This window comes from Bradyrhizobium sp. ORS 86 (assembly GCF_045571475.1).
Classification (GTDB): domain Bacteria; phylum Pseudomonadota; class Alphaproteobacteria; order Rhizobiales; family Xanthobacteraceae; genus Bradyrhizobium.
The window spans coordinates 7,599,361-7,617,030 of record NZ_CP120699.1; the positions used below are offsets into that span (position 1 = coordinate 7,599,361).

The window sequence follows — 17,670 nt, forward strand, 5'->3', positions numbered from 1 at the left end:
AAGGGGAGGTTAGGACGCCTTCACGGCTTTCCTCCGCCCGTTCCACCACAGCACCAGATTCCACACGATGCAGGTGGCGAGCGCGCAGCAGAGGCCGATCGCCGAGCCGAATTGCAACACCGCGACATGCAGCACGGCAACGCCGAGGCCGAAGCCCATCAGGCCCCAGGCGCTGTTGGCGAGCACGGCTGCGGTGGCAGGTCCCCCGATGCGCGGATGCAGGATCAGCATCATCGAGGAGAACACGATCGGAAACAGCGCCATCACGCCGGTGACGCGCGGACCGACCCAGCTCGACGCCGTCACCACGGTCCCGACCAGGCTTGCGACCAGTGCGGCGCGCAGCGGGATGTCGTACCAGCGCCGCGCGATCAGCGGCATCTTGGCGACGTGCCGATAGGGCTTGAGCAGCGGGATGCAGATCGCAAAGGTGATGGCGTTGACGATCAGCCCGCCGGCGAGCGACCATTCGAACTGGCGCATGATGGTGGCGAGCACCAGCCACAGCGCGATCGCGGCGCCGGCGCTGATCCACATGCTGCAACGCTGCGCCAGCACGGCATATGCGAGGCCCATATAGATGGTCGCGGCATTCACCGGCAGGCTCGACAGTGCGCCCTCGGCGATGAAGGCGGCATCATGATCGAGCGCGAGGAAGGTGTAGGACGGTCCTGCCGAGATCGGCAAGGTTGCCACCAGCGCGCCGATCACCGGCCCCGAACGCTCCGTGATGATGGACGCGCTGACCACGAACGCCGCCGCAACCGCCATGCGCAGCACGAGGATGAGGAGGAAATGGAGATCGGGGGACATACTGTGTCGTCCCGGCGAAGGCCGGGATCCATAACCACGACTGGTCGTGGGGAGCGAAAGTCGACGGGCAGCGCGGCTCGCAACGGGAAGGCACGGCGTATGGGTCCCGGCTTCGCCGGGACGACACCGATGAAACCCGTTCACACCCGCTGCATCGAGACGGTGACTTTCGGGCCGTTCTTGATGGTCTGGTACACCACACAATAGCGCTCGGTGAGCTTGAGCAGCAGGTCGAGCTTGTCCTGCGGTGCGTCGGTGCCGACATCGAAGCGCAGGCGGATCTCGCGGAAGCCGACCGGGGCTTCCTTGTCGACGCCGAGCGTGCCGCGGAAATCGAGATCGCCCTCAGCAAACACATTGCCGACCCTAAGCGGCACCTCGACGGCGGTCGCGACCGACTTCAGCGTGACGCCGGCGCAGGCGACCAGCGCCTCCAGCAGCATGTCGCCGGAGCAGAGCTCGAGCCCGGAGCCGCCGGTTGCGGGGTGGAGGCCGGCGACCGCGAGCGCGCGGCCAGTCTCGACCTTGCAGGAAATGCTCTCGTTATCGATCGAGCCCTTGGCCTTCAGCGTGATCACGGCAGCCGTCGGATCGGCCTTGTAGCGTTCCTTGATCGGGGCCTGCATTGCGCGGAGTTCGGCGGAGTCCATGGTTCTGCTCCCGGCTATTGTTCTTTATGCCGGTGTAAAGCCTTAACGCGCCGCTGTCACCACCACATCGCTTCGCCGGCGCTCGATTTGTCCGCGACATCAGGCACGTTGCGGTCCAGCGAGCGGTCGAGCGCGGTCAGCACGCGGCGCTTGAAGCTGTCGAACAGCTCCGAATTGCGGTCGCGCGGCCGCGCCAGATTGATGGTGATGTGCTCGAACAGCCGGCCCGGCCGTGGCCGCATCACGATCACGCGGTCGGCCAGCACCACGGCCTCGTCGACGTCATGGGTGACCAGGATCAAGGTCGGGCGCGTGTCGGCCCAGAGATCGAGCAGATGGTCCTGCAGATCGCGCCGGGTGAAGGCATCGAGGGCGGAGAACGGCTCATCCAGCAGCAGCACCTCGGGCTGCGGCACCAGAGCGCGGGCGATCGCGACCCGCTGCGCCTGCCCGCCGGAGAGCTCGCGCGGCCAGGCCGCGGCCTTGTCGGCGAGGCCGACGCGGGCGAGCGCCGCGGCGACCTTCTCGCGCCGGACGCGGGACGGAAGGTCGGCGAGGCCGAAGCCGATATTGTCGGCGACGCTGAGCCAGGGCAGCAGCCGTGGTTCCTGGAAGATGATGCCGATCTTGGCGTGCGGCGATGAGATCACCGCATTGTCCAGCGTCACCGTGCCGGTGGTGGCGCGATCGAGCCCAGCGATGGCACGCAACAGCGTGGATTTGCCGCAGCCGGAACCGCCGATGATGGCGATGATCTCACCCGGCTTGATCTCGGCCGAGAAGCGCTCCAGCGCATGGACCCCGTTGGGATAGGTCTTGCCGACCTCTTTCAGCGCCAGCATCAGTGCCCTCCCGGCACGCCGCCGAACGCGTCCTGCCAGCGCAAGAGCGGCGTTGCTGCGATCTCGATCAGCCAGTCGGTGAGCTTGCCGAGAATGGCGAAGATCACGATCGCAGCGAGGATCTGCGCCGGCTTGCCGAGCTGCTGGCCGTCGATCAGGAGGTAACCGAGCCCTTCGGAGGCCCCCATGAACTCGGCGGCAACCACGAACATCCAGCCCAGGCCCAGCCCGACACGCAGCGCCACCACATAGGCCGGCAGCACCGCGGGCAACAGGATGCGGCGGATCATCGCAAAGCCGGATAGCCTGTAGACGCGACCGACCTCGACGATCTTGCGATCGACCGACAGGATCGCGCCCATCACGCCGAGATAGACCGGGAAGAACACCCCGACCGCGATCAGCGCGATCTTCGAGGTCTCGAAGATGCCGAGCCACAGGATGAACAGCGGCACCCAGGCGATCGATGGGATCGCACGCAGCGCCTGCACGGTCGGATCGAGCAGCCGCCGGGCAAAATTCCAGTAGCCGGAGATCGCGCCGAACATCGTGCCGGCGACCACGCCGAGCACGAAGCCCGCGCCGACGCGCCACAGCGTCGCGAGGATATGGCGCGTCAGCTCGCCGCTCCGGGCTAGCTCGACGATGGTCGCGAACACCTTTGACGGCGGCGGCACCAGCCGGCCGTTGGACCAGCCGAGAGAGACCGCGAGTTCCCAGCCCAGCGCGAGCACAAGCGGCAGCGCCAGCCCGAGCGCCGGCCGTGCGCAACGCGACCATCGCGCCGGCGCTGCAGGCGTCGCGGTCGCATCGCTCTCTCGGAGCGTAGGCAGGTCAACAGTCATGGCCATCGCAGGAAAGACTCTTCGTGAGATTGCAAGGGAGCCGAAAAAAGTCCGGCGCCCTCTTCCTTCTCCCCTTGTGGGAGAAGGTGGCGCGGACGAAGTCCGCGCCGGATGAGGGGTTCTCTCCACTGCCGAGTTTGTGCCGTGCGGAGAGAACCCCTCCCCGGCTTCGCTTTCGCGGAGCCACCCTCTCCCACAAGGGGAGAGGGTACGGCAGAGCTAATTCGTCGGCAGCGGGACCTGGTCGTCGATCAGTGAATCCAGCGCGACCTTCACGTCGGTCTTGGCGTCGATCACGCCGGCCTGTTGCAGGGCAAGGCCGGCGGCGAGGATCGATTCGCGCTGCGGGGCGCCGATGCGGCTGTGGGTCAGCTCGGTGCGCTCCTTGAGCTGCTTGTCGACCACGGCGTCCGGCAGCCTGGTGACAGCGATGAAGGTCTTCTTCAGCTCGTCATAGTTCGCCAGCGAATATTGCCGCGCCTCCTCATAGGTGGCGAGCACGCGGCGAACGATGTCAGGATGATCTTTCAGGAACTGTTCACGCACATTGAGAATGCCCCAGGTGTTGGCGTCCGCCTTGCGGTAGAACAGTTTCGCACCGTCCTCGACCTCCGCCTGCGCCATCATCGGATCGAGCCCGGCCCAGGCGTCGACGTCGCCGCGGATCAGCGCCGTCTTGCCGTCGGCGTGCTGCAGCAGCACCGGCGTGATATCCTTTTCGGTGAGGCCGGCGGCAAGCAGCGCGCGGACCAGGAAGATGTGCGGGTCGGTGCCGCGGGTCACCGCGACGCGCTTGCCCTTGAGATCGGCGACCGAGGTGATCTTGGAATCCTTTGACGTCACCAGCGCGGTCCATTCGGGGCGCGAATAGACATAGATCGACTTGATCGGATTGCCGTTGATCTTCGCCACCAGCGCCGCCGACCCCGCGGTCGAGCCGAAATCGATCGAGCCGGCATTGAGGAATTCGAGCGCCTTGTTGGACCCGGCCGACTGCACCCAGACGATGCTGATGCCGTCCTTGGCGAACTCCTTCTCCAGCAGTCCCTTCTGCTTCAGGACCAGCGACACCGGATTATAGGTCGCCCAGTCGATCCGGATCTCCTTCAGCGTATCGGCAGCGAAGGCTGTGCCGGGAAACAGCGCCGACACCGCGAACAGCGCGGCCAGCGCGCGCCGGGACACCAATGACATTCCGCTCTCCTTGACCTGATAAAAAACATCCTTTTATTTCAATGCGTTAGTCTTGCGGTCAACGAGAAAATCTCTACCCTTTGCAAGGCGGCGCGAGAACGATCTTGCTCGCCTCGCCGATGAAACAGCATGGAGCTGCTGTCCTTATACTTTGGTCAGTGACAGCAAACGCCCGGTCCGTTATCGGATGGAAGCATGGATAGCGTCGTAGCCGAGATCCGCCCTGCAGCGGATGATCGTTTCGAGACTGCGCGGATCACCGCGGCGGTCAATGCACTCGCTGAGAAGCATGCCGGCCGTGAGGACCAATTTCGCGCCGCGATGGCGCAACTGCTCAAGGCCGAACTGATCGCGGCGCGCGCCACGGCGCAGGCGCTGCTGCTGAAGGACCGCCACGGCCGCCGCTGCGCCGAACGGCTTTGCTTCGTGCAGGACGAGATCATCCGCCTTCTCTATGAGGCGGCGACCAAGCACCTCTATCCCTCGCCGATCCCCTCGGGCGCCGAGCGCATGGCCGTGGTCGCGACCGGCGGCTATGGCCGCGGGCTGATGGCACCGGAATCCGACATCGATCTCTTGTTCATCCTGCCCTACAAGCAGACCGCCTGGGGCGAGCAGGTGGCGGAAGCGATCCTCTACTGCCTCTGGGACATGGGGCTGAAGGTCGGCCACGCCACGCGTTCAGTCGACGAATCGATCCGCCAGGCGCGCGGCGACATGACGATCCGCACCGCGATCCTGGAGACCCGGTTCCTGACCGGCGACAGGCCGCTCTATGACGAGTTGGTCGGGCGTTTCGACAAGGAAGTTGTGCAGGGCACGGCCTCCGAATTCGTCACCGCCAAGCTCGCCGAGCGCGAGGAGCGGCACCGCCGCGCCGGCCAGTCGCGCTACCTGGTCGAGCCCAATGTGAAGGACGGCAAGGGCGGACTGCGCGACCTGCACACCCTGTTCTGGATCGCCAAATACGTCTACCGCGTGCGCGAGACCGACGAGCTGCTGGAACGCGGCGTGTTCGACGCGCAGGAGTACCGCACCTTCCGCCGCTGCGCCGATTTCCTCTGGTCGGTGCGCTGCAACCTGCACTTCTTCGCCGGCCGCGCCGAGGAACGGCTGTCGTTCGACATGCAGCGCGAGATCGCGGTGCGGCTCGGCTACACTTCGCATCCCGGCATGCAGGACGTCGAGCGTTTCATGAAGCACTACTTCCTGATCGCCAAGGATGTCGGCGACCTCACCGCGATCCTGTGCGCCAGGCTCGAGGAGGAGCACAACAAACCCGCGCCGGTGCTGAGCCGCATGGTGGCGCGCTTCCGGCCCGGCGCCAAGCGGCGGCGGGTGACCGGCAGCGACGACTTCATCGTCGACAACAACCGCATCAACCTCGCGGCACCCGACGTCTTCAAGCACGACCCGGTCAACCTGATCAGGATCTTCCGGCTCGCGCAGCAGAATGACCTTGCCTTCCATCCCGACGCGATGCGCACGGTGACCCGCTCGCTGAAGCTGATCAATACCGAGCTTCGCGAGAACGAGGAAGCCAACCGCCTGTTCATGGAGATCCTGACCTCCGACAACGCGGAGATCGTGCTGCGGCGGATGAACGAGACCGGCGTGCTCGGCCAGTTCATCCGCGCCTTCGGCAAGATCGTGTCGATGATGCAGTTCAACATGTACCACCACTATACGGTGGACGAGCATCTGATCCGCTGCATCGGCTTCCTGCAGGAGATCGAGCGCGGCGGCAACGAGGAGTTCACGGTCGCGAGCGATCTGTTCCGCAAGATCCGTCCCGAGCACCGCCCGGTGATCTATATCGCCACGCTGCTGCACGACATCGCCAAGGGGCGGCCCGAGGATCATTCGATCGCGGGCGCCAAGGTGGCGCGGCGGCTGTGCCCGCGGCTCGGCTTCTCTCCGGCCGACACCGAGCTGGTGGCCTGGCTGATCGAGGAGCACCTGACGATGTCGACGGTGGCGCAATCGCGCGACCTGTCGGACCGCAAGACGATCGAGAACTTCGCCGCCGTGGTGCAGTCGGTGGAGCAGATGAAGCTCTTGACCATCCTGACCACCGCCGACATCCGCGGCGTCGGCCCCGGCGTGTGGAACGGCTGGAAGGCGCAGCTCTTGCGCACGCTGTATTACGAGACCGAGCCGGTGCTGACCGGCGGCTTCTCTGAGGTGAACCGCGCCCAGCGCATCGCGGTGGCGCAGGCCGAATTCCGCGCCGCGTTCACCGAATGGCCCGAAGCCGAACTCAACGCCTATATCGGCCGGCACTATCCGGCCTACTGGCTCAAGGTCGAGCTGCCGCGCAAGATCCGCCAGGCGCGCTTCATCCGCGCCAGCGAGCAGGCCGGCCACAAGCTCGCGATCAATGTCGGCTTCGACGAGGTCCGCGGCGTCACCGAGCTGACGATTCTGGCGACCGACCATCCCTGGCTGCTGTCGATCATCGCAGGCGCCTGCGCCTCGGCCGGCGCCAACATCGTCGACGCCCAGATCTACACCACGACCGACGGCCGCGCCGTCGACACCATCTCGATCTCGCGCGAATACGACCGCGACGAGGACGAGGGCCGCCGCGCGACCCGGATCGGCCAGATGATCGAGGACGTCTTGGAGGGCAAGCTGCGGCTGCCCGAGGCGGTGGCGCGGCGCGCCGTGCGCAGCAAGGCGCGGCCGTTCGTCGTCGAGCCCGAGGTCACCATCAACAACCAGTGGTCGGATCGCTACACCGTGATCGAGGTCTCCGGCCTCGACCGGCCCGGCCTGCTCTACCAGCTCACCACGGCGATCTCGAAGCTCAACCTCAACATCGCCTCCGCGCATGTTGCGACCTTCGGCGAGCGCGCCCGCGACGTGTTCTATGTCACCGACCTGCTCGGCGCCCAGATCACCGCGCCGACCCGGCAGGCCGCGATCAAGAGTGCGGTGCTGCATCTGCTGTCGAGCGAGGACCAGGCGGCGAAGCCTGCGGCATGACCGGCGATCATGGGACCGCAGGTCCAATCGGTCTGTTCGGCATCGGCCCGGCTTTGCGGTTTGCGCTGCCCGGCTTGCCTCCGGGAAGGCAAGATAACTTGCCTCGGACAGCAGAGGGCCAGATCGAACAGTGCACCCCCTGAGCAAAGCTGCTAGTATTCGGCATATTTGAAGGGCGACGTTGTCGCCGCTGATGATAATGGTCACCTAGCGACGCAGCGCGGCCCGCGATGGCCAATTGCTTTGTGCTGCCGATGATGCGTAATCCGACGATGAAGTGGCCGGCCGAGCAGTGGCTGCTCGGCGGCATGGTGCTGGCGCTCGGGACAGCAGCCTGCATTTGGCTGGTGCTTGGTCCGCAGCCTGCGACCACCGCATATCTGGTTGCCGCCGCGCTGCTTGTCGCCTCGCTGGCCGCCACATTGATCATGATGCGCCTGGTGAACTCCGCGAAGGACGAGGAACGCGTGATCGAGGCGCTGCGCAACGGCGAGGCGCAATGGAAGGAGGTGTTCGAGCATAACCCGGTGATGTACTTCATGGTCGATGCAACAGGCACCGTCCTGTCCGTCAACACGTTCGGCGCGGCGCAACTGGGCTACTCTGTCGACGAATTGCTCGGGCAATCCGTCCTGACCGTTTTTGCCGCCGAAGACCGGCCCCTGGTCCAGAGCAATGTGGCAGCATGTCTCGACAATATTGGCCAAACCCAGAGCTGGGAGATCCAGAAGGTTCGCAAGGATGGTTCGCGGCTTTGGGTTCGTGAAAATGCCAAGGCCGTGCGGCGGCCCGACAATCAATTGATCGTGCTGATTGCATGCGAGGACGTCACTGCGCGCAAGCGAGCCGAGGCGGAATTGCATGAATCTCAGGCCAATCTCGCGCACGTTACGCGCGTAACGGCTCTGGGGGAGCTTGCCGCGTCGATCGCCCACGAGGTGAACCAGCCCCTAGCCGCCGTCGTTACCAATGCCGCCGCATGTCTGCGCTGGCTCGATCGGGCGCCTCCCGATCTGAACGAAGCGCGCGGAGCGGTGGAAGCGATCATCAAGGACGGCAGTCGGGCAGGCGAAATCATCCAGCGCGTCCGCGCGCTGGTGAACAAGACGGTCGAGCAAAAAGCACCGCTCGACATCAATGACGTCGTCAACGAGGTGATCAGTCTGGTGCAGCACGAACTGCTGAGCCACCGGGCGTCGCTGCGGCTGGAACTCACGCCCGGGCTGCCGCTGGTCCTGGCCGATCGCATCGAGCTGCAACAGGTCATCCTCAATCTGGTCATCAACGGCATCGAGGCGATGCAGGGCGTGACGGATCGGCCGCGAGAACTCGTGATCCGAACACGTCAGGATGAAGCCCGGCATATCCTGGTCACTGTCAGCGACTGCGGCACCGGCGTTGCCGCCGAGAATGCCGATCGGTTGTTCGATGCCTTCTTCACCACCAAATCCGCCGGCATGGGCATGGGGCTATCGATCTGCCGCTCGATCATCGAGGCCCATGGCGGCCGCCTCTCGATGGCCGCTAGCGCCGGTCCGGGCGCGACGTTTCAGTTCACGTTGCCATTGTATCAGGAGGACCGTGCATCGTGATCGGGCGCGCTGCATCGCCTCACACTCCTGCAAGCGCCGAGGAACCGATCGTCTTCGTCGTCGACGATGACGCATCGGTGCGAGATGCACTCAGCAATCTCTTCCGATCGGTCGGCTTGCGGGTCAAGGTGTTCACCTCGGCGCATGAATTTCTGCAGCACAAGCTTCCGGACGCGCCGAGCTGCTTGATCCTTGACATCAGGCTGCCGCGCGTGAGCGGCCTCGACTTTCAGGCCGAGCTGGCAAAGGCCGGCATTCATATCCCGATCATCTTCATGACGGGCCATGGCGATATCCCGATGACGGTCAGGGCGATGAAGGCCGGAGCTGTCGACTTCCTGACCAAGCCATTCCGCGATCAGGACATGCTGGATGCGGTCACGACCGCGATCGAGCGCGACAGAGGCCGCCGCGACGAGGCAAAGGTCCTTTCCGATCTGCGTGCGGCGTTCGCCAACCTCACTCCTCGCGAGCGGCAGGTGATGGCCCTCGTCACGGCGGGCCTCATGAACAAGCAGATCGCGGCCGAAATCGGGGTGGCCGAGATCACCGTGAAGATCCACCGCGGGCACATCATGCGGAAAATGGCAGCGAAGTCGTTGCCGGACCTGGTGCGGATGGCGCAAATGCTCGGGATTGGGCCCGCATCCGGCAGGCCGCAAACCTAAGTATGATTCTCTGGCGCGGCCTCGCGACGCACTGTGCGAACAGCAAGACCGCACCGGACGCCGCGAACGCTCCCTTAGTCGCCCCCAGGAAGGATCCTCTTGCCTCACCCGCCGGTCATATCAATCGTCGACGACGATGGGTCGGTTCGTGCCGCGACCTACAATCTCGTCAGGTCGCTTGGCTACATGGTTCATACATTCGCGTCGGCGGAAGAATTCCTGCTGTCGCAGCACCTGAACGACACATCGTGCGTGATCGCAGATGTCAGAATGCCGGCCATGAGCGGTCTCGACCTGCAAGCCCACCTGCTTGCCAACGGGCGGCGCCTGCCATTCATCTTCATTACGGCCTTCTCGGTCGAGAGCGATCGCGTCCGCGCTCTGAAGGCGGGGGCGATCTGCTTTCTGATCAAGCCGTTCGACGGGGACGTGCTGATCAGATGCCTTGATACCGCCCTCGCCCAGGTCGGTGCACCTGCGATCGAATGAGTCAACCGAACGCTGCAGGCGGACTATACGCAAGGATAGTCCCCGCAAACATCTAGACAAGTTGAAGATAAGCGACGACGGCGCAAGGCTTGGCGTCGTCATCTTCGAGGATGGCGAAAGGCAGCATCAGACATCGTGATCGAAAGATGGCCGCTGCCCGGAGGGAGGTCACCATGCGTGCAGAACCGCGCTGCTCTGAGTGTGACGGGGAAGATCCCAAGATCATCTCCCTGCGAAATCCGGCGAGTGAACGCTACTGCGGGCGCCTGTGTCTCTACAAGGGTCAGCAGAACTTCATTCGCTGGATGCAGCGAGCCAATGCGGAGGCCGCGTCATGACAAACCGTTGCTGCAATCCGGAGTGCAGGCGCCCCTTCGGACTGATCCGGCGGAGCTGGCACTTTGAGCAGTTTTGCTCGACGAAGTGCCGCGAGGCCTACAAGCGGCAGTTGGAGCGCAACCGAGCCTATTGGAAATGGCTCTACCCTCTGCCCCGAACCGGTGATGCAGCGAAGAAATTGATCTAGCGACGCGAGCGGGGAACGCTCAAAGGAGCCGCCATGACGACAGTGGATGCGATGCTGGTGGGAGCGATACTCGCGTGGGTGCCTTCGCTGGTTGTATTCCTCTATATCGTGCGCGACCTGCGAAACATGCTCAGCGAGGATCTGGATTGATCGTTGATCAGTCGTCAGGCGCGGCTCTTCGCAAGCGCGCTAAACCTCAACCCCCTCGTGGCGCAGCAGCCAGCGCTTGCGCTCCAGTCCGCCGCCATACTTGACCAGCGAACCGTTGGCGCCGATCAGGCGGTGGCAGGGCACGACGACGCTGATCGGGTTGGAACCATTGGCGTGGCCGACGGCGCGCATTGCGTTCGGCGCTTTCAGTTTCGCCGCCAGGGCGCCGTAACTCATGGTGGTGCCGGCTGGAATCTTCGGCAGCGCGTGCCATACCTTCTGCTGGAACGGGGTGCCGGCGACGCGCCATTTGATCTCGGCGAGCCGATCGAGGTCGCCCTTGAAATAGCCGCTCAAGGCGTCGCGAAGCTCGTGCGGCGCACGGCGGTCCCGCAGCGTCACCGCGCCATAGTGCAGCCGCAGCAGCTCGAGCATCCGCGCTTCGTAGTCGTCCCAATCAAGCGCACGCAGCATGCCGTCGTCATCGGTCACCAGCAGCGCGGTTCCGATCGGGGTCTTGAGACGGTCGAGGTTGAAGATTTGTGGTGTCTTCAGCTTAGCCATGGTCAACTCACGGAAATCGATCTCGCGCGGTGATACTTTCACCTTGCCGACGCCGGCGTCCACCCGAATCCCGCGACACTGCGCGCAGCCGGCGTCCTTGCAATGGCCTACCCCTTCCTCCATCATCCCCGCAACGATGACATCCGACGGGGAAAGCTTCCCGCGGACAAGATCATCGGCAACATGGGAGGTCACGACATGAGAAGCGTGCAATTGCTCGCTGCGAGTGCGCTTGCGATCGCGTTGTCCGTTACTTCAGCTACCGCGCAGAAGAAATACGACATCGGTGCGACCGACACCGAGATCAAGATCGGCCAGACTGTGCCGTTCTCCGGTCCCGCATCGGCCTATGCCGGCATCGGCAAGACCCAGGCCGCCTATCTCAAGATGATCAACGATCAGGGTGGCATCAACGGCCGCAAGCTGAACCTGATCCAGTATGACGACGCTTATTCGCCGCCCAAGGCGGTCGAGCAGGTACGCAAGCTCGTCGAGGGCGACGAGGTGCTGTTCACCTTCCAGATCATCGGCACGCCGTCGAATGCCGCCGTGCAGAAATACTTGAATGCCAGGAAGGTGCCGCAACTGCTCGCCTCGACCGGCGCCTCGCGCTTCTCCGATCCGGTAGCCGCCCCCTGGACCATCGCCTTCAATCCGAACTACCAGTCCGAGGGCCGCATCTACGCCAAATACATCCTGGCCAATCACCCCAACGCCAAGATCGGCATCTTCTACCAGAACGATGATCTCGGCCGTGATTACATCACCGGCCTGAAGAGCGGGCTCGGTGATAAGGCGGCGAGCATGATCGTCGCGGAAGTCTCCTACGAGCTGACCGATCCGACCGTCGACTCCCAGATCGTCAAGCTGAAGGCCGCCGGCGTCGATCTGCTCTACGACGCCTCGACGCCGAAATTCGCTGCGCAGGCGATCCGCAAGGTCGCGGACCTCGATTGGCACCCGGTCCACATCCTCGACATCAATGCGAGCCCGGTGTCGGCGACGCTGAAACCTGCCGGCCTCGACATCTCCAAGGGCATCATCTCGACCAACTACGGTAAGGACCCGGCCGATCCGCAGTGGAAGGACGATCCCGGCGTGAAGGCCTATTTCGCCTTCATGGACAAGTATTACCCGGAAGGCGACAAGCTCAACACCGTCAACACCTACGGCTATTCGACCGCCGAGTTGCTGATCCAGGTGCTCAAACAGTGCGGCGACGACCTCACCCGCGAGAACCTGATGAAGCAGGTGACCAGCCTGAAGAACTTCGTGCCGTCGCTTGCGCTGCCCGGCATGTCGATCACGACAGGACCGAAGGATTATCGCATCAACAAGCAGATGCAGATGATGCGCTTCAACGGCGAGCGCTGGGAGCTGTTCGGCCCGATCATCGAGGATACCGGCCCGGCGGGTTAGGTCGCTCGGCGACAAGACTGCGCACACTGTCATCCCCGCGAAAAGCGGGGATCCAGTACGCCGCGGCCTATCGGCTCAATTGCAAATGTCTCTGGATCGCCCGCATGCTGTTTCGCGGGCGATGACGACTGACGTGGGCGCGGACCTGGCTGCCCCGCGGAGACTCCGCCTTGCCCGCAGGCGGGGTGTGGTGAAGCGGAGCGCAACGCTTGCCGCCGCGCCGGTTTCTTTTGCGCCGCCCCCTACTTTGGTTGACTGAAATCGCTGGCTTTTTCGGCATCGCTCGTCTTGCGTTGCAACAAGGGTTCCTCCAGTATCCGTCGCAAGCGATGGCACCTTCGGGAATTTGAACCCGCGGACGAGATCATCGGCCAACCATCAATCACGTGAGGAAAGCAGCATTATGAGGAATGGGATTTTCCACCTGGTGACGGGAACGGCGCTGGCGATGGCGCTGGCGACGTCACCGGCCCTGGCGCAGAAGAAGTACGATCCCGGCGCGAGCGACACCGAAATCAAGATCGGCCAGACCGTCCCCTTCAGCGGCCCGGCGTCGGCCTATGCCAGCATCGGCAAGACCCAGGCCGCCTATTTCAAGATGATCAACGATCAGGGCGGCATCAACGGCCGCAAGATCAACCTGATCCAGTATGACGACGCCTATTCGCCGCCCAAGGCCGTCGAACAGGTGCGCAAGCTCGTCGAAAGCGACGAGGTGCTGTTGACGTTCCAGATCGTCGGCACGCCGTCGAACGCCGCCGTGCAAAAATATCTCAACGCCAAGAAGGTGCCGCAGCTATTCGCCGCGACCGGCGCCTCGAAGTTCACCGATCCGAAGAACTTCCCCTGGACGCTCGGCTTCAACCCGAACTACTTCGTCGAGGGCCGCATCTACGGCCAGTACATCCTGAAGGAGCATCCGAACGCCAAGATCGGCGTGCTCTATCAGAACGACGACCTCGGCAAGGATTATCTGAACGGCATCAAGGCCGGCCTCGGCGACAAGGCTGCCAAGATGATCGTGGCCGAAGCCTCCTACGAGGTCTCCGATCCGACCGTCGATTCCCAGATCATCAAGATCAAGGATGCCGGCGCCGATCTGTTCTTCTCGGCCTCGACGCCGAAGCAGGCCGCGCAGGCGATCAAGAAGATCTACGAAATGGGCTGGCATCCGATCCAGATCGTCGACATCAACGCCACCTCGGTCGGCGCCGTGCTGCAACCGGCGGGTCTCGAAGCCTCCAAGGGCTTGATCAGCACCAACTACGGCAAGGATCCGGCCGATCCGCAGTGGAAGGACGATCCGGGCATGAAGCGCTATTTCGACTTCATGGCCAAGTACTATCCGGACGGCGACAAGAACTCGAACTTCAACACTTACGGTTACTCGACCGCGCAATTGATGGTGCACGTGCTGAAGCAGTGCGGCGACAATCTGACGCGTGAGAACGTGCTGAAGCAAGCGACCAACTTGAAAAACGTCGAACTCGACATGGCGCTGCCCGGTATCAAGGGTAACACTGCGCCGAACGACTACCGCGTCAACAAGCAGCTTCAGATGATGCGGTTCAACGGCGAGCGCTGGGAGCTGTTCGGCCCGATCCTCGAGGACGCCGGCCCCGCGGGCTAGTGGTTCGCACAGGTTGAAAATGCAATTGGCGGCCTACGGGCCGCCGATTTGTTTTTTGGGCCTCGCCATTCGACCCATCACCGTCACCCTGAGGAGCGCGTAGCGCGTCTCGAAGGGTCGACGGCCACCAGCCGGGCCGTGCATCCTTCGAGACGCGCGCAAGAACGCGCTCCTCAGGATGACGGCGATAAAGCTGGCTCGACCCGGCAATCCATCGACCAGAACCACTCTCTTCGATGGATGCGCGGGTCGGGCCCGCGCATGACGCATGTCAGCCGATGGCCGACATCGTCACTTCGGAATCTCGCCGAAATTCTTCCCCACCGGCAGCACGGCATGGCGGATCAGGCGGGAATCCTCCACCGCGGCCTGGCGATGCTTCACCGCCTCGCGATAGACGGGATCGCGGATCATCTCGACGAAGGCGCCGACGCTCGGATACTCCGCGATGAAGCAGTGATCCCAGCGCTCCTCTTGCGGGCCGATCAGCATCAACTCGAACCGCCCCTGCCAGACGATGCGACCGCCGAGCCGCTCGAACACCGGGCCGCTTTCGCGGCCGTAAGCAGCATAGGCTTCGGCACCGGTCGCCTTGCGGCCGTCGGGATAGGCCGCCCATTCGCGCAAGCGCACCAGGTTGAGCATGTGAATCGGGCCCGGCCGATTGTTGTCACGGAACTGAGCGAAGACGTCCTTGGTCGGATCGATATGGCCCATGCGGCGCTCCTTTGCTGCTTGTTCCACTCCTATCTAGCACGCGCCGCCTCACCTCCTAATCCCGCGTTAAACTTTGCGTAACCGCCCCTTAAACCGGGAGCGCTAGTTTCGCGCCGGACGAGAGCGTTTTCGAGCGAAGTGGATACCGGTTCGCGTGAAGAAAACGCGTCAAACCAAGAATCCAGAGCTTCGGTTCCGATTCGATCAGAACTGAAGCGCCGGTGTGAGCGTTGTGGATGGCGTGGGGACGGAAGAAAGGCGGAGCGCGCAAGGAGCCGCTGTTCGGGCTTCCGGCCGCGCTTGCCGACCTGCGACTGTCGCCCGATGATCGCATTCCAGGCGGCGGCGACGACAAGCCCGCCAAATCCAAGCCCAAGAAAACAGATTCAGGCGAGAAACCGCGCGCCCCGCGCGGCGGAAGCAAGCGCCGCGGCAAGTCGCGCGGCTTCGGCATCGGCCGCCTGTTCTATTGGGGTGCGGTGCTCGGGCTGTGGGCGTGCATCGCCGTGATCGGTGTCGTGGTGTGGGTCGGCGCACATCTGCCGCCGATCCAGTCGCTGGAAATCCCGAAGCGCCCGCCGACCATTCAGATCGTCGGCCTCGACGGCAGCGTGCTGGCACAGCGCGGCGAAATGGCCGGCGCCAACGTGACGTTGAAGGATCTGCCGCCTTATCTGCCGAAAGCCTTCATCGCCATCGAGGACCGCCGCTTCTATTCGCATTATGGCATCGACCCGTTCGGCATCCTGCGCGCGGCGGTGGCCAACCTGATGCATCGCGGCGTCTCGCAGGGCGGCTCGACGTTGACGCAGCAGCTCGCCAAGAACCTGTTCCTCACCCAGGAGCGCACCGTCCAGCGCAAGCTGCAGGAGGCCGAGCTCGCGCTGTGGCTGGAGCGCAAGCGTTCCAAGAACGAGATCCTCGAACTCTATCTCAACCGCGTCTATTTCGGCTCGGGCGCCTACGGCGTCGAGGCCGCGGCGCAACGCTATTTCGGCAAGTCGGCGAAGGACGTGACGCTGGCGGAAGCCGCGGTGCTCGCGGGCCTCGTGAAGTCGCCGTCTCGGCTGGCACCGAACCGCAATCCGCAAGGCGCCGAGCAGCGCGCACAGGTCGTGCTGGCAGCGATGGCGGACGCCAAGTTCATCACCGAGGCGCAGGCCAAAGCCGCGATGGGCCAGCCCTTGCTCAACGTGAAGCCGCCCGGCGCCGGCACCGTCAACTATGTCGCCGACTGGATCAGCGAGGTGCTGGACGATCTGGTCGGCCAGATCGACCAGGATATCGTGGTGCAGACCACGATCGACCCGAAGCTGCAGAATATCGCCGAAGCCGCCGTGATCGACGAGCTCGCGGCCAAGAGCGTGAAGTTCAATGTCAGCCAGGGCGCGCTGGTGGCGATGTCGCCTGATGGCGCGGTGCGCGCCATGGTCGGCGGCCGGAACTACGCCGAAAGCCAGTACAACCGCGCCGTCACCGCGAAGCGGCAGCCCGGCTCGGCCTTCAAGCCGTTCGTCTATCTCACCGCGGTGGAATCCGGCCTGACGCCGGACACGATCCGTCAGGACGCCCCGCTCGACATCAAGGGATGGAAGCCCGAGAACTACACCCACGAATATTTCGGCTCGGTGACGCTGACCCAGGCGCTGGCGATGTCGCTCAACACGGTCGCGGTGCGGCTGGGGCTCGAAGTCGGCCCGAAGAACGTGGTGCGCACCGCGCACCGGCTCGGCATCTCCTCGAAGCTCGAACCGAATGTCTCGATTGCGCTCGGCACGTCCGAAGTGTCCGTGCTCGAACTGGTCGGTGCCTATGCGCCGTTCGCCAATGGCGGCTACGCGGTGTCGCCGCATGTGGTGACCAGGATCAAGACCAGCACGGGCAAGGTTCTCTACGACCGTCCGGCCGATCCGCCGAACCAGGTGATCGAGCCGCGCTACGATGCGATGATGAACAGCATGATGCGGGAAACGCTGATCTCCGGCACTGCCCGCAAGGCCGAGATCCCCGGCTGGACGGCCGCCGGCAAGACCGGCACCAGTCAGGATTATCGCGACGCCTGGTTCATCGGCTACACCGCTAATCTCGTTACCGGCGTCTGGCTCGGCAATGACGACAACACGCCGACCCGGAAGGCGACAGGCGGCGGTCTTCCCGTGGAGGTGTGGTCGCGCTTCATGAAGGCCGCACATCAAGGCGTGCCGGTCGCTTCCATCCCGAACTCGCAAGGCAACTGGGGACCGGCGAACCTGGTCCAGATCTCCTCGCAGATCATGCCGCCATCAGTCCCAGCGGCCCAGATGCAATCACCGCCAGTCCCGGTGCCCCAAGCCGGCGGCGGCTATTATCGATCACCGGCTCCGGTGCGCGCCTCGGCCGCACCGCCCAACCCGAACGCGCGGCCCGAAGCCGCCGCCGGATTGGACGGCTGGCTGGTGGATCGCCTGTTCGGCGGACGTCGCTGAGCGCTTTCAGCTCGTAGATGGAGTAACGGGCCCCGTTACCCCATCTACCAGCAGCGCTTCCATTGACAACATGATCGTCATCCCCCGCGAATGCGGGGGATCCAGTACGCCGTGGGCT

The 17,670-nt window shown here is 64.0% G+C and carries 14 protein-coding genes; 7 read left to right on the plus strand and 7 right to left on the minus strand.

What is annotated here, in order from left to right:
- Nucleotides 1-9: 9 nt before the first annotated feature.
- From P6U25_RS35125 to P6U25_RS35145, 5 genes are all read right to left on the minus strand, one after another.
- Nucleotides 10-813, minus strand: a complete 804-nt coding sequence (locus tag P6U25_RS35125) for a hypothetical protein (protein ID WP_407149310.1) — start codon at nt 811-813, stop codon at nt 10-12.
- A 140-nt stretch (nt 814-953) separates the two neighbouring features.
- Nucleotides 954-1,463, minus strand: a complete 510-nt coding sequence (locus P6U25_RS35130) for an OsmC family protein (protein ID WP_407149311.1) — start codon at nt 1,461-1,463, stop codon at nt 954-956.
- A 56-nt stretch (nt 1,464-1,519) separates the two neighbouring features.
- On the minus strand, nt 1,520-2,305 hold the full coding sequence (locus tag P6U25_RS35135; protein WP_407149313.1) for an ABC transporter ATP-binding protein: 786 nt from the start codon (nt 2,303-2,305) through the stop codon (nt 1,520-1,522).
- Complete coding sequence (locus tag P6U25_RS35140) at nt 2,305-3,156, minus strand: ABC transporter permease (RefSeq protein WP_407149314.1); 852 nt, start codon at nt 3,154-3,156, stop codon at nt 2,305-2,307. Before P6U25_RS35140 ends, P6U25_RS35135 begins: the two co-directional genes overlap by 1 nt.
- Nucleotides 3,157-3,369: 213 nt before the next feature.
- Nucleotides 3,370-4,344, minus strand: a complete 975-nt coding sequence (locus P6U25_RS35145) for an aliphatic sulfonate ABC transporter substrate-binding protein (RefSeq protein ID WP_407149315.1) — start codon at nt 4,342-4,344, stop codon at nt 3,370-3,372.
- A gap of 195 nt (nt 4,345-4,539) precedes the next feature.
- On the opposite strand from P6U25_RS35145, the gene P6U25_RS35150 reads away from it, so the two are divergent.
- The 4 genes from P6U25_RS35150 to P6U25_RS35165 all read left to right on the plus strand — a co-directional run bounded on the left by P6U25_RS35150 (nt 4,540) and on the right by P6U25_RS35165 (nt 10,081).
- Nucleotides 4,540-7,332 carry a [protein-PII] uridylyltransferase gene (locus tag P6U25_RS35150; protein WP_407149316.1) on the plus strand — a complete coding sequence of 931 codons (2,793 nt, stop codon included), beginning with the start codon at nt 4,540-4,542 and terminating at the stop codon, nt 7,330-7,332.
- Nucleotides 7,333-7,586: 254 nt separating this feature from the next.
- Nucleotides 7,587-8,924 carry a PAS domain S-box protein gene (locus P6U25_RS35155; RefSeq protein ID WP_407152701.1) on the plus strand — a complete coding sequence of 446 codons (1,338 nt, stop codon included), beginning with the start codon at nt 7,587-7,589 and terminating at the stop codon, nt 8,922-8,924.
- Nucleotides 8,918-9,592, plus strand: coding sequence for a response regulator transcription factor (locus tag P6U25_RS35160; protein WP_407152702.1), 675 nt, complete (start codon nt 8,918-8,920; stop codon nt 9,590-9,592). Before P6U25_RS35155 ends, P6U25_RS35160 begins: the two co-directional genes overlap by 7 nt.
- A gap of 99 nt (nt 9,593-9,691) precedes the next feature.
- On the plus strand, nt 9,692-10,081 hold the full coding sequence (locus P6U25_RS35165; RefSeq protein WP_407149317.1) for a response regulator transcription factor: 390 nt from the start codon (nt 9,692-9,694) through the stop codon (nt 10,079-10,081).
- A gap of 715 nt (nt 10,082-10,796) precedes the next feature.
- Here the strand turns inward: P6U25_RS35165 and P6U25_RS35170 are convergent.
- Nucleotides 10,797-11,321 (minus strand): methylated-DNA--[protein]-cysteine S-methyltransferase, encoded by a 525-nt coding sequence (locus P6U25_RS35170; protein WP_407149318.1) that lies wholly within the window; start codon nt 11,319-11,321, stop codon nt 10,797-10,799.
- Between the two features lie 198 nt (nt 11,322-11,519).
- Here P6U25_RS35170 and P6U25_RS35175 point away from each other — a divergent pair, with 198 nt between their 5' ends.
- Nucleotides 11,520-12,740: an ABC transporter substrate-binding protein gene (locus tag P6U25_RS35175; RefSeq protein WP_407149319.1), complete on the plus strand. Its 1,221-nt coding sequence runs from the start codon at nt 11,520-11,522 to the stop codon at nt 12,738-12,740.
- 403 nt (nt 12,741-13,143) lie between these two features.
- Complete coding sequence (locus tag P6U25_RS35180) at nt 13,144-14,370, plus strand: ABC transporter substrate-binding protein (protein WP_407149320.1); 1,227 nt, start codon at nt 13,144-13,146, stop codon at nt 14,368-14,370.
- Between the two features lie 291 nt (nt 14,371-14,661).
- Here P6U25_RS35180 and P6U25_RS35185 read toward each other — a convergent pair whose 3' ends face one another.
- A complete protein-coding gene (locus tag P6U25_RS35185; protein WP_407149321.1) occupies nt 14,662-15,087 on the minus strand; it encodes a DUF1330 domain-containing protein in 426 nt (141 codons plus the stop codon).
- A 236-nt stretch (nt 15,088-15,323) separates the two neighbouring features.
- Between P6U25_RS35185 and P6U25_RS35190 the strand changes: the two genes are divergently transcribed.
- Nucleotides 15,324-17,552 carry a transglycosylase domain-containing protein gene (locus tag P6U25_RS35190; RefSeq protein WP_407149322.1) on the plus strand — a complete coding sequence of 743 codons (2,229 nt, stop codon included), beginning with the start codon at nt 15,324-15,326 and terminating at the stop codon, nt 17,550-17,552.
- Nucleotides 17,553-17,670: the final 118 nt, after the last annotated feature.

Bases quoted from the DNA above. Each gene is read 5' to 3' on its own strand.
- P6U25_RS35125 (WP_407149310.1), bottom strand. From the start codon at position 813: ATGTCCCCCGATCTCCATTTCCTCCTCATCCTCGTGCTGCGCATGGCG.
- P6U25_RS35130 (WP_407149311.1), bottom strand. From the start codon at position 1,463: ATGGACTCCGCCGAACTCCGCGCAATGCAGGCCCCGATCAAGGAACGC.
- P6U25_RS35135 (WP_407149313.1), bottom strand. From the start codon at position 2,305: ATGCTGGCGCTGAAAGAGGTCGGCAAGACCTATCCCAACGGGGTCCAT.
- P6U25_RS35140 (WP_407149314.1), bottom strand. From the start codon at position 3,156: ATGGCCATGACTGTTGACCTGCCTACGCTCCGAGAGAGCGATGCGACC.
- P6U25_RS35145 (WP_407149315.1), bottom strand. From the start codon at position 4,344: ATGTCATTGGTGTCCCGGCGCGCGCTGGCCGCGCTGTTCGCGGTGTCG.
- P6U25_RS35150 (WP_407149316.1), top strand. From the start codon at position 4,540: ATGGATAGCGTCGTAGCCGAGATCCGCCCTGCAGCGGATGATCGTTTC.
- P6U25_RS35155 (WP_407152701.1), top strand. From the start codon at position 7,587: ATGATGCGTAATCCGACGATGAAGTGGCCGGCCGAGCAGTGGCTGCTC.
- P6U25_RS35170 (WP_407149318.1), bottom strand. From the start codon at position 11,321: ATGGCTAAGCTGAAGACACCACAAATCTTCAACCTCGACCGTCTCAAG.
- P6U25_RS35175 (WP_407149319.1), top strand. From the start codon at position 11,520: ATGAGAAGCGTGCAATTGCTCGCTGCGAGTGCGCTTGCGATCGCGTTG.
- P6U25_RS35180 (WP_407149320.1), top strand. From the start codon at position 13,144: ATGAGGAATGGGATTTTCCACCTGGTGACGGGAACGGCGCTGGCGATG.
- P6U25_RS35185 (WP_407149321.1), bottom strand. From the start codon at position 15,087: ATGGGCCATATCGATCCGACCAAGGACGTCTTCGCTCAGTTCCGTGAC.
- P6U25_RS35190 (WP_407149322.1), top strand. From the start codon at position 15,324: ATGGCGTGGGGACGGAAGAAAGGCGGAGCGCGCAAGGAGCCGCTGTTC.